Below are 11494 nucleotides of genomic sequence, written 5' to 3'. Positions count from 1 at the left end.
TACGGCGAAGACGGCCTTGCCTCCGGATGCCAGGTGGCAGAAGCCCCACGCGGTGGTGAGTTCGGAGACGATGGCCAGCCCCCGGCCGGAGAACGAGTGCGGCGTGAGCGGCTTGACGTGTGGCTCGGCGTTGCTGCGGTCTCGTACCTCGGTCACCGGCCCGGCCGTCGACAAGTAGAGGTGAACGGAGATCGCCTCGCCGGGCTCGCTGCCGTGCTTGTAGGCGTTGGTGACCAGCTCGGTGACCACCAGCAGGGCGACGTCGCGCACCCCGTTCGTGTATCCCTTGGCGTCGAACCATCCCCGCGCGAAGTCCCGTGCGCATTTGATCGCCTCTGGGGCGGAAGAGATCATCAGCATGGAGGGATCGGACGTTGCGGGAGGGGGCTGATCCCTCGGTGTGCAGATCATGGCAGCCGCCTTTGAGGTGTGACTCGCTGTGGAGATTGCGTGACGCTCTTCCAAGGGAGCCACGGACCGGCGTACGGTGACAGCGCACCGCTACATGACGGAAACTTTCTGTCATCGGGGTTCATCGATGGTTCAGCCGGGGTCAGCGCCAGGGGAGCGATCATGGGTAACGTGCGGCCGACGTCCGACTCCCTTCGCTTCGGCGCGATCGTCAACGAGCACCGGGTGCTCGCGAAGATGACGCGGGCGCAGCTGGCCGCGAAGTTTCCCATCAGCCCGAGTTACATCGGCCGCATCATCAAAGGGACGGCGCGCTGCACTTACGAGAACGCCCAGCGGCTGGACGAGATCCTCGATGCGGGGGGTGAGATCGTCAAAGCGTGGAAGGAACTGGGGAGCGGGTTCCCCGCCTACTACCAGGACTTCCCGGCCAAAGAGGCTTCCGCTGCGCTGATTCGAACGTTCTCGCTTCTCCTGGTCGACGGCCTGTTCCAGACCAAGGAGTATGCGTCTGAGCTGTTGGACGGGGACGCCGCCATCGCGGAGCGGCTCAGGCGGCAGGAGGTTCTGACCCGCGTTCCGTCACCGATGTGCTGTCTCGTTCTGGATGAAGGCGTCCTGCTGCGTCAAGTCGGTGGCGCGGAGACGATGCGTCGGCAACTGGAGCATCTCATCGAGGTGTCGAGGCGGGAGAACATCATCCTTCAGATCGCGCCGTTCGCCTACTACCGTGGAGTGCGATCTTCGTTCTCGATCGCCACGCAGACGGATGACTCAAGCGTCCTCTACACAGAGATGACGACCGGTGGACAGACCACAATGACGGCTGCCCAGGTGAGTAAGGCTGTTCAGGTTTTCGCCAGGTTGCAGGGGCGCGCGCTTGACCCGGAGTCTTCGAGGCGGCACATGGGAAAAGTGATTGAGGAGCGGTGGAGTTGAGGGCTGTTGGGTGGCGTAAGGCTCGTCGAAGCAGCGAAGAGGGCGACCAGTGCATTGAGCTTGCCGGTTTCATTGAGGTGGTCGCGTTGAGGGATTCGAAGGATCCCGAAGGGCCGAAGCTGCTCATTGGGCGTGCGGAGGCTCGGGGGTTGGCTGAGCGCATTAAGGAGCTTGGGGCCGGGTAGGGGGCGTCGGGGTTAAATCGATGGCTCTGTGGGGTGGGCGGCGCTAGGGTCGCGTGCCATGCACTGAGGGAACGAGCTCCGGCGCCGTGTCTGGTGTCGTTGAGCATGCCGTCACCGGGAGGACTGCCTGCCCGGTGCACTTCCCGAACGGTCCGGCCCGCCCCCTCTCTTCGTCTGCGTGGACGCGTGTCACTTCGCGGTGCGGCTGCTGGGCCTTGAGCGAACGGAGACCGGCATGGCCATAGCGCGTAAGGGAACGCGGTGGATCGACGTGGACGGGACCGCGTACCTCTGGAAGGTGCGGCATCGTCCCACCTACAGCCAGGGCATCGGGGAGAGCCCGCTGACCTTCGTGGTGGAACGGGTCGAGGAGCCCGGGGCTCTGCTGGTGGTCTCGCTGCCTTGTGCCCATCCCGCCAACTGGGTCGGGCTGCCTTCGGCGACGGTGCTGCCGAGCACGGTCGCCGAAGGTGTCAGGACGGCGCTTGGGCGCGGTTGGCGTCCCGGGCGGCCGGGGCCCGCGTTCAGGGTGACCCTGGAGAACGCCGCCACGGCGGCCTGACGGTCCGGTCGGAACGCGGCGAACGGGGTGCCGCGTTCCGGCCGGGCGTGGCCCGCTCAGAGCTTGCCGAGGGCCTTGGCCAGGGCGGTCGCGGTGGACTGGATCACCTTGGCGTCGTGCGGGGTGTCGTCGGTGGTGCGGTTGGTGAAGACCGCCAGGATGATCGGCGCCTTCGCTCCGGGCGGCCAGGCGATCGCCATGTCGTTGGCGGTGCCGTGGTTGCGTGCGCCGCCGGTGCCGCTCTTGTTGCCGACCGTCCACTCCTTGGGCAGGCCCGCCCGGATGCGGTCGGCGCCGGCGAGGCTGGCCTTCAGCCAGCCGAGCAGCCGTTCCCGGTCGCGGGGGTGCAGGACCTTGCCGGTGGTGAGTTTGGTGAACGTCCGCGCGGCCGCCGCGGGGGTGGTGGTGTCGCGCTCCTCTCCGGGCTGCCACTCGGTCAGGTAGGGCTCCGGGCGGTCCAGGCGGCTGGTGCGGTCGCCGGTGGCGCGGAAGAACGCGGTCAGCCCGCGCGGTCCGCCGATCTGCTTCAGCAGCGTGTTGCCCGCGAACCCGTCGGACTTGGTGATCCCGGCGCGGCAGAGCTGCGCTGGGGTCATGCCGGTGTCGGTGTACTCCTTCGTCTCCGGGGAGTTCTCGGTCAGCCCGGCCATGTCGGCGGGCTTCCAGCGGACGACCCTGTCCATCAGGCCGGGGCTGTCGGTGCGCGCCTTGTCCATCACGGCGGAGCACGCGAACACCTTGAACATCGAGTTGAACGGGAAGCGCTCGTCGGCCCGGTGGCCGACGGTCCTGCCGGTCGCCAGGTCGATGCCCACCGCGCCGATGCGCCCGTTGTAGGACTGCTCCAGCTCCTGGAGGGCCTTGGTCAGGTCGGTGCCGTTGGTCGCGGCGACGGGGGAGGCGCCCGTCTCGTCCGGGGCGGCGCCCGCCGCGTAGGCGACGCCTCCGAGCAGCGCGGAGGTGGTCAGGGCCGCGACGCCCAGTCGCAGCCGGAGGTGCTGTGTCATGCGCCTCAGAAGATCAGAAACGGCGGCGGGACGTCCAATACTCATATGGATCACTCGTCGATATGAGTCCGGATATACGGCCTCGTGCCAGGGGTGATCGCCGTGGTTCCGGACGGCGCTAAATTGATCAACATGCCGCTCGTCGATGTCACCTATGCGCCGCGTGTCCCCGAACCCCAGCTCCGGCGGCTCGCGTCGGTGCTGCCGCATCTGGTGTCCGTGGCCGTGGAGTGTCCCGAGGAGCCCTACGACGGCGACCTCCAGCCCGGTGACGTGGAGATCCGGTTCCGGCCGCTGGGGCCGTTCGACCGGAGCGGGCTGGACGTGGTGATCGAGGTGCGGTCCAAGTGGTTCGAGAGCCGGGCCGCCGACCGGCAGGAACGCGTCGACCGGCTGCACGAGGACATCAGCGAGGCGACCGGCCTGCGCGACTTCGGGATCTACCTCTCGCTGCCGGTGGCCGCCTGGGCGCAGGACGACTGACGGTCACGGGGCCGGCTGGGGCTCCCCGGCGGTGTGCTCGGCGACCTTCGCCTTGAGCCGGGCGGCCTTCTCGTCGAACGCGCGGTCCCGCTGGAGCGGGCCACGGCCGTCCTGCGGCGCGGGGAGGTTGCGCATGGCGCCGTCGGTGAGATGGAGGCGTACCCGGCGCTGGCTGTTGGTGTCGCGCGGTTCCAGGTGCGACACCCGTGACCACTCGACCTGCTCGGCGCGCAGGTACCCCTGGATCCTCAGCCCCTCCGCCGTCACTGTGATCCCGCGCCGCCGGTCCAGGAAGTACATCGTGACGAACGCGGTCACCAGCGCCACATCGCTGATCACCAACGCCGCGCCGTTCCCGCCCGTCGCGAAGTCGTACGCGCCCCAGAGCACGAACAGGGCGGCGAACACCAGCCATTCCGCCGCACGGCCGGGCGTCACACGCAGGACCACGGATACTCCTTCGGTAGGTCACGGCATTCTGCCAGTGCTCCGGTCCGGGTCCGGGGAGCGGGGCGCGTGGCCGCCCAGGCGGGTGGTCAGGTCCGCGGCCGTGGAGCGGATCTGGGCCGCCAGGGCGGGCCAGGTGTCCTCCTGGCGGGTCTCGCGCCGGAACGTCACGGTGATCGCGGCCGTCGGGTGGCCCGTGTGGTCGAACGAGCACGCCGCGATGCTCGCGAAGCCCTCGGTGATGTGGCCGTCCTCGACCGACCAGCCGCGGCGGGCGTCCTCGGCCAGGATCCGGCGCAGGTCGCGCAGGGTGCGCGGGCCCTGGCCGGTGCGCTCCACGAACGGGCCCGGGAACAGCGCCCTCACCTGCGCCGACGGGAGCTGGGCCAGCATCGAGCGGCCGCTGGCGGTGAGCTGGGCGGGCATGCGGACGCCCACGTCGGTGATCAGGGTGGCGTGCCGGCGGGGCTGCTCCTTCAGCAGGTAGAGGGTCTCGGCGCCGTGCAGCACCCCGAGCTGGGTGATCTCGCCGGTGCGGTCCACCAGGCGGCGCAGCAGCGGGCGGGCCAGGCGTTCCAGCGGGCCGTGGCGCAGGTAGGCCGAGCCGATCTCGAACGCCGCCACGCCCAGCCCCCAGCGGCGCTCCTCGGGCAGGTACGACACGAAGCCGTCCTCGGCCATCGCCGCCAGCAGGTGGTAGGCCGAGGAGCGGGGCAGGCCGAGCTCGCGGGCGATCGTCGAGGCGGGCAGGGGGCCCGCCGAGGCCGCCAGCAGGCGGAGGACCGCGAGGGTGCGGCGGGCCGCCGGTACCTGACTCATGGCCCCATTGTCTCGTATCCGAGACACATCGAGGCCGCGGGCCCTCGCCGGGGGCCGCTCGGGGCAGTCCAATGGTGGGTATGAGTTTCGGCATGGGGGACAAGAACATCCTGGTCGGACCGGAACCGCTGACCTTTGACCAGGTCGTGGCGGTCGCCCGGGACGAGGCCCAGGTCACGCTGACCGACGAGGCGCTGACGGCCATGGCGGCGTCGCGGGCGCACATCGACGAGATGGCGGGGCGGTCCACTCCGGTCTACGGGGTGTCGACCGGCTTCGGGGCGCTGGCCACCCGGCACATCGCGCCCGAGCTGCGCGCCAAGCTCCAGCTCAACATCGTGCGCTCGCACGCGGCCGGATCCGGCCCCGAGGTCGAGCGCGAGGTCGTCCGCGCCCTGATGCTGCTGCGGCTCGGCACCCTGGCGACCGGGCGGACGGGCGTGCAGCCCACCACCGCGCGGGCGCTGGCCGCCCTGCTCAACGCCGGGATCACCCCGATCGTCCACGAGCACGGCAGCCTCGGCTGCTCGGGCGACCTGGCCCCGCTGGCGCACGTCGCGCTGGCGCTGATCGGCGAGGGCAAGGTCCGGGACGCCAAGGGCGAGCTGCGCGACACCGCCGAGGCGCTGGCGGAGGCCAGGCTCGCGCCCGTCACCCTGGCCGAGAAGGAGGGGCTGGCCCTCCTCAACGGCACCGACGGCATGCTCGGCATGCTGGTGCTGGCCATCCGGGACCTGCGGGAGCTGTTCAAGGCCGCCGACCTCGCCGCCGCCATGACCGTCGAGGCGCTGCTGGGGACCGACCGGGTCTTCGCCGCCGACCTCCAGGAGCTGCGGCCGCACCCCGGCCAGGCCGCCTCCGCCGCCAACCTGCGGGCCCTGCTCGCCGAATCGTCGATCATGGAGTCGCACCGGGGGCCCGACTGCACCCGCGTGCAGGACGCCTACTCGCTGCGGTGCGCCCCGCAGGTGAACGGCGCCGCCCGCGACACCCTGGCCCACGCCGAGCTGGTGGCCGGGCGCGAGCTGGCCTCGGCCGTCGACAACCCCGTGGTGCTGCCGGACGGGCGCGTGGAGTCCAACGGCAACTTCCACGGCGCCCCCGTCGCCTACGTGCTGGACTTCCTCGCGATCCCGGTCGCCGACGTCGCGTCCATGAGCGAGCGCCGCACCGACCGGATGCTCGACAAGGCCCGCTCGTTCGGGCTGCCGCCGTTCCTGGCCGACGACCCGGGCGTGGACTCCGGCCACATGATCGCCCAGTACACGCAGGCCGCGATCGTGTCGGAGCTCAAGCGGCTGGCCGCCCCCGCCTCCGCCGACTCCATCCCGTCGTCGGCGATGCAGGAGGACCACGTCTCCATGGGCTGGAACGCGGCGCGCAAGCTCCGCGACGCCGTCAACGGCCTGGCCCAGGTCGTCGCCATCGAGATCCTCACCGCCGCGCGCGCCCTGGACCTGCGCGCGCCGCTGCGGCCCGGCCCGGCCACCGGCGCGGTCGTCGCCCGGCTGCGCGAACGCGTCCCGGGCCCCGGCCCCGACCGCTACCTGGCGCCGGAGATCGCCGCCGCGACCGAACTGGTCCGCGACGGGTCCCTGGTCGCCGCCGCCGAAGCGGTCACCGGACCGCTCTCCTGATCCCACTCGACCCCGAGGAGCACCCGACATGTCCGGACCTCGTCCCGTCCGCGCGCCGCGCGGCACCGAGCTGACCGCCAAGGGCTGGGGCCAGGAGGCCGCCCTGCGCATGCTCATGAACAACCTCGACCCCGAGGTCGCCGAGCACCCCGACGAGCTGGTCGTCTACGGCGGCACCGGCCGCGCGGCCCGCAACTGGAACTCCTACGACGCGATCGTGCGGTCCCTGACCGACCTGGAGGGCGACGAGACGCTGCTGGTGCAGTCCGGCAAGCCGGTCGGGATCTTCCGCACCCACGAGTGGGCGCCGCGCGTGCTGATCGCCAACTCCAACCTGGTCCCGCAGTGGGCGAACTGGGACGAGTTCCGGCGGCTGGAGGCCGAGGGCCTCACCATGTACGGGCAGATGACCGCCGGTTCGTGGATCTACATCGGCACGCAGGGCATCCTGCAGGGGACCTACGAGACGTTCGCGGCGGTGGCGGCCAAGCGGTTCGGCGGCAGCCTCGCCGGGACCATCACGCTGACCGCCGGCCTCGGCGGCATGGGCGGCGCCCAGCCGCTCGCGGTCACCATGAACGGCGGCGTCGCGATCTGCATCGAGTGCGACCCCTCCCGCATCGAGCGCCGCGTCCAGCACCGCTACTGCGACACCAGCACCGACTCCCTCGACGAGGCGCTGCGGCTGGCCGAGGAGGCCAGGGCCAGGCGGGAGCCGCTGTCGATCGGCCTGCTCGGCAACGCCGCCGACCTGGTGCCCGAGCTGCTGCGCCGGGGCGCGCCCATCGACATCGTCACCGACCAGACCAGCGCCCACGACCCGCTGGCCTACCTGCCGTCGGGCGTGGCGTTCGAGGACTGGCAGGCCGAGCGCGACAAGGACCCGCAGGGCTTCACCGAGCGCGCCCGCCAGTCGATGGCCAGGCACGTGGAGGCCATGGTCGGGTTCATGGACGCCGGGGCCGAGGTGTTCGACTACGGCAACTCCATCCGCGGCGAGGCGCAGCTCGCCGGGTACGACCGGGCGTTCGCGTTCCCCGGCTTCGTGCCCGCCTACATCCGGCCGCTGTTCTGCGAGGGCAAGGGCCCGTTCCGCTGGGCGGCGCTGTCGGGCGACCCCAAGGACATCGCCCGCACCGACAAGGCGATCCTGGACCTGTTCCCCGACAACGAGCCGCTGACCCGCTGGATCCGCATGGCGGGCGAGAAGGTCCACTTCCAGGGCCTGCCGTCGCGGATCTGCTGGCTCGGCTACGGCGAGCGCGACAAGGCCGGGGCCGTGTTCAACGACCTGGTGGCGCGCGGCGAGATCAGCGCCCCGCTGGTGCTGGGCCGCGATCACCTGGACTCGGGGTCGGTCGCCTCGCCCTACCGCGAGACCGAGGGCATGGCCGACGGCTCCGACGCCATCGCCGACTGGCCGCTGCTCAACGCCATGCTCAACACCGCCTCCGGCGCGACGTGGGTGTCCATCCACCACGGCGGCGGCGTCGGCATCGGCCGCTCCATCCACGCGGGGCAGGTGTGCCTGGTGGACGGCACCGAGCTGTCGGCGCGGAAGCTGGAGCGCGTCCTCACCAACGACCCGGGCACCGGCGTCATGCGCCACGTGGACGCGGGCTACGACATCGCCCGGGACGTGGCCCGCGAGCGCGGCGTCAACATCCCGATGCTGGAGTCCTGAGCCCGCGCGACGCCCGCGGCGCGGCGTGCCGTTCCCGGCCGGGGGCGGCACGCCGCGCCGTGACGAGAGGAGACCGGTTGAGTTTCGAGGAGATGTGGGCCGCGCTGGAGCCGGTCGGGCGGCGCCCCGACGGCGGCTACGACCGGTTCTCGTGGACGGGGCCGGAGCTGGAGTGCCGCGCCTGGTTCCTCGACGAGGCCCGCGCCCGGGACCTGGAGGTCGAGCGCGACGCCAACGGCAACCTGTTCGCCTGGTGGCTGCCCGAGAGCGGGGAACGCGGCGACGCGGTGCTGACCGGCAGCCATCTGGACTCGGTGCCGGGCGGCGGCGCGTTCGACGGGCCGCTGGGCGTCGTGTCGGCGTTCGCGGCCGTGGACGCGCTGCGGGCCGAGGGGTTCGCGCCGGGACGGCCGGTCGGGATCGCGGCGTTCGCCGAGGAGGAGGGCGCCCGGTTCGGCGTGGCGTGCCTGGGGTCGCGGCTGCTGGCCGGGGCGATCGACCCGGCGCGGGCGCGATCGCTGACCGACGGGGACGGGCGCGCGTTCGCCGAGGTCGTCGCCGCGCACGACCTGGACCCCGATCGGATCGGCCCCGACGAGGACCTGCTCGGGCGGATCGGCTGCTACGTCGAGCTGCACGTGGAGCAGGGGCGGGCGCTGGAGGTCCCGGTCGGCGTCGCCGGTGCGATCATCCCGCACGGGCGGTGGCGGCTGGACTTCGCCGGGGAGGGCAACCACGCCGGGACCACGCTGCTGCGGGACCGGCGCGACCCGATGCTGCCGTTCGCGCACGCCGTCCTGGCGGCGCGGGAGGCCGCCGAGCGGCATGACAGCGTCGCGACCGTCGGCAAGGTCCACCTCGTGCCGGGCGGCGTGAACGCCATCCCGTCGCTGGTCACCGCCTGGCTGGACAGCCGGGGGCCCGACGACGCGGCGGTGCGGGCGACCGTGCGGGACGTGCACGAGGCGGCGCTGCGGGCCGGGGCCGACCACCGGGTGGCTGTCACGCTGGCCGAGGAGTCCTACACCGAGATCGTCGACTTCAACACCGCGCTGCGGGACCGGATCGCCGCGCTGCTGGGCGGCGCCCCGGTGCTGCCGACCGGGGCCGGGCACGACGCGGGGATCCTGTCGGCGCGGGTGCCGACGGCGATGCTGTTCGTGCGGAACCCGACGGGCGTGTCGCACGCCCCGGCCGAGTCCGCCGAACGCGACGACTGCCTCGCGGGAGTCCGGGCCCTCGCGGCGGTACTCAAAGACCTGGCGCGCGGGTAGGGGACTGATATGCGTTGGCACGCCGAGCTCGCCTGGCTCGGAGACGGAGTGGCCGCCGATGTGCTCATCGAGGCCGACGGCGAGCGTTTCACCACCATCACCCCCGGCGTCCCGGCCCCCCCGGACGCCCAGCGCCTGCCCGGCCTCACCCTGCCGGGCCTGGCGAACGCCCACTCGCACGCCTTCCACCGCGCCCTGCGCGGCCGGGTCCAGGCGGGCAGCGGCACGTTCTGGACCTGGCGCGAGACCATGTACCGGGTCGCCGACCGTCTCGATCCCGACTCCTACCGGGCGCTGGCCACCGCCGTGTACGCGGAGATGGCGCTGGCCGGGATCTCCTGCGTGGGGGAGTTCCACTACCTGCACCACCGGCCGGGCGGCGAGCCCTACGACGACCCGAACGCGATGGGCGAGGCGCTGATCGCCGCCGCCGCCGACGCGGGCGTCCGGATCACGCTGCTGGACACCTGCTACCTGATGGGCGGCATCGGCACGCCGCTGGAGGGCCCGCAGCTGCGGTTCGGCGACGGCACCGCCGGGAACTGGGCGCGGCGCGTGGACAGCCTGCGCGAGCAGAGCGACAAGGCCGGGCGGCTGCACGCCCGGATCGGCGCGGCGATCCACTCGGTGCGGGCGGTGCCGCGCGAGCAGATGAGCGCGGTCGCCTCCTGGGCCAAGGAGCGCCAGGCCCCACTGCACGTCCACCTGTCGGAGCAGCCCGCCGAGAACGAGGCGTGCGAGGCGCGCTACGGCATGTCCCCGACCCGGCTGCTGGCCGAGTGCGGGGCGCTGGGGGCGCTCACGACCGCCGTGCACGCCACCCACCTCGGCGAGGCCGACATCGGGCTGCTGGGCGCGACGATGACGGGTGTCTGCATGTGCCCGACCACCGAACGGGACCTGGCCGACGGCATCGGCCCGGCCCGCGCGCTGTGCGACGCCGGGTCCCCGGTGTGCCTGGGCTCGGACCAGCACGCGGTGATCGACCTGTTCGAGGAGGCCCGCGCCGTCGAGCTGGACGAACGCCTCCGCACGCGGCGGCGGGGCCACTGGACGGCCGGCGCGCTGCTGGCCGCCGCCACCTGGAACGGCCACCACAGCCTGGGCTGGCCCGAGGCGGGACGGCTGGAGCCGGGCGCGTACGCGGATCTGGTGACGGTGGCGATGGACACGGTCCGCACCGCCGGGGCCGCCCCCGGGTACGCGGCCGAGGCGGCGGTGTTCGCCGCGACCAACGCCGACGTGCGCCACGTGGTGGTGTCGGGCCGCGAGGTGGTGCGCGACGGACGGCACCTGCTGGTCGCCGACGTTCCGGGCGCGCTGCGGGACGCGATCGAGGCCGTGACCTCCGAGGAGGAGACGCCCCCGGCCTGACCCGAAGTGCGCGGTTCTCGGCCCGGACGCGTCTCGTGGCCGGGGCGGTGGTGACGCAGGCTCGGTTTCATGATCGAGACCGACGTTCGGAGCACGACCGGGAAAGGGACCCGGCCGGTCGGGGCCGTGGTGGCCGTCGCGGCGGCGGTGATCGTGGCGGCCGGGGTGTTCAGCACCGTGCCGGGGCTGCTGGTCGGGCCGCTGCACCACGAGTTCGGCTGGTCGCACGGCACCGCCGGGGCCGCCATGTGGGCGAACATGGCCCTCAACGGGCTCGTCGCGCCGTTCGCCGCCGCGCTGACCGAGCGGTTCGGGCCGCGCCGGGTCGCGACGGCCGCGCTGGCCGGGCTCGCGGCGGGCGCGGGGCTGAGCGCGTTCATGACGGCGGCCTGGCAGTACGTCCTGTGCTGGGGCGTGCTGGCCGGGCTCGGCACGGGCGCGCTGGGCGGGACGTTCGCCGCCGTCGTCGCGCACCGGTGGGTGGAGCGGCGGCGCGGCCTGGCCATGGGCGTGCTGACGGCGGCCGGGGTGGTCGGGCAGTTCGGGTTCCTGCCGCTGGTCGCCGGGGTGGTGGAGCGGACGCAGTGGCGCGCCGGGGTCGGGGCCGTCGCGGTCGCGGCGCTGGCCGTGCTGCCGCTCGCCGGGATCGTGCTGCGCGACCCGCCCGGCGGG

The 11494-nt window shown here is 72.8% G+C and carries 13 protein-coding genes; 9 read left to right on the top strand and 4 right to left on the bottom strand.

All coding sequences use genetic code 11. The features are described 5' to 3' along the window. Positions 1-360 (bottom strand): ATP-binding protein (locus AKI01S_RS46250; protein WP_084000913.1); only part of this gene is annotated, 360 nt, incomplete at its 3' end. A 213-nt stretch (positions 361-573) separates the two neighbouring features. Here AKI01S_RS46250 and AKI01S_RS46245 point away from each other — a divergent pair. The 3 genes from AKI01S_RS46245 (at position 574) to AKI01S_RS46235 (ending at position 2097) form a co-directional block, all read left to right on the top strand. Further along, positions 574-1350, top strand: a complete 777-nt coding sequence (locus tag AKI01S_RS46245) for a helix-turn-helix domain-containing protein (protein WP_067832793.1) — start codon at positions 574-576, stop codon at positions 1348-1350. After that, positions 1341-1535 (top strand): DUF397 domain-containing protein, encoded by a 195-nt coding sequence (locus AKI01S_RS46240; protein WP_067832790.1) that lies wholly within the window; start codon positions 1341-1343, stop codon positions 1533-1535. The genes AKI01S_RS46245 and AKI01S_RS46240 overlap by 10 nt, the downstream gene beginning before the upstream one ends. A 235-nt stretch (positions 1536-1770) precedes the next feature. After that, positions 1771-2097, top strand: a complete 327-nt coding sequence (locus AKI01S_RS46235) for a hypothetical protein (protein WP_067832796.1) — start codon at positions 1771-1773, stop codon at positions 2095-2097. Positions 2098-2153: 56 nt separating this feature from the next. Here AKI01S_RS46235 and bla read toward each other — a convergent pair whose 3' ends face one another. After that, the gene (gene bla, locus AKI01S_RS46230) at positions 2154-3104 is read right to left on the bottom strand and encodes a class A beta-lactamase (protein WP_067832787.1); all 951 of its coding nucleotides are present in this window, start codon (positions 3102-3104) and stop codon (positions 2154-2156) included. A gap of 132 nt (positions 3105-3236) precedes the next feature. On the opposite strand from bla, the gene AKI01S_RS46225 reads away from it, so the two are divergent. Next, a complete protein-coding gene (locus tag AKI01S_RS46225; protein WP_067832785.1) occupies positions 3237-3587 on the top strand; it encodes a hypothetical protein in 351 nt (116 codons plus the stop codon). Between the two features lie 3 nt (positions 3588-3590). Here AKI01S_RS46225 and AKI01S_RS46220 read toward each other — a convergent pair whose 3' ends face one another. Beyond that, the gene (locus AKI01S_RS46220; RefSeq protein ID WP_067832783.1) at positions 3591-4037 is read right to left on the bottom strand and encodes a PH domain-containing protein; all 447 of its coding nucleotides are present in this window, start codon (positions 4035-4037) and stop codon (positions 3591-3593) included. Positions 4038-4055: 18 nt separating this feature from the next. Continuing rightward, positions 4056-4853 carry an IclR family transcriptional regulator gene (locus AKI01S_RS46215; protein ID WP_067832781.1) on the bottom strand — a complete coding sequence of 266 codons (798 nt, stop codon included), beginning with the start codon at positions 4851-4853 and terminating at the stop codon, positions 4056-4058. Positions 4854-4945: 92 nt separating this feature from the next. Between AKI01S_RS46215 and hutH the strand changes: the two genes are divergently transcribed. The 5 genes from hutH to AKI01S_RS46190 all read left to right on the top strand — a co-directional run. Next, positions 4946-6490 (top strand): histidine ammonia-lyase, encoded by a 1545-nt coding sequence (gene hutH, locus AKI01S_RS46210; protein WP_067832778.1) that lies wholly within the window; start codon positions 4946-4948, stop codon positions 6488-6490. A gap of 28 nt (positions 6491-6518) precedes the next feature. Next, entirely contained in the window at positions 6519-8174 is a 1656-nt protein-coding gene (gene hutU / locus AKI01S_RS46205) for a urocanate hydratase (protein WP_067832776.1), read from the top strand. A 77-nt stretch (positions 8175-8251) separates the two neighbouring features. Beyond that, positions 8252-9448 carry an allantoate amidohydrolase gene (locus tag AKI01S_RS46200; RefSeq protein ID WP_218010076.1) on the top strand — a complete coding sequence of 399 codons (1197 nt, stop codon included), beginning with the start codon at positions 8252-8254 and terminating at the stop codon, positions 9446-9448. 9 nt (positions 9449-9457) lie between these two features. After that, entirely contained in the window at positions 9458-10822 is a 1365-nt protein-coding gene (locus tag AKI01S_RS46195; protein WP_067832774.1) for a formimidoylglutamate deiminase, read from the top strand. Between the two features lie 69 nt (positions 10823-10891). Beyond that, positions 10892-11494 (top strand): MFS transporter (locus AKI01S_RS46190; protein ID WP_157420636.1); only part of this gene is annotated, 603 nt, incomplete at its 3' end.

The sequence above is a fragment of the Actinomadura kijaniata NBRC 14229 genome (assembly GCF_001552175.1).
In the GTDB taxonomy this organism is placed as follows: Bacteria; Actinomycetota; Actinomycetes; order Streptosporangiales; family Streptosporangiaceae; genus Spirillospora; species Spirillospora kijaniata.
Note: the sequence above shows the minus strand (reverse complement) of the source record. Positions and strands in the feature narration are given on the sequence as shown.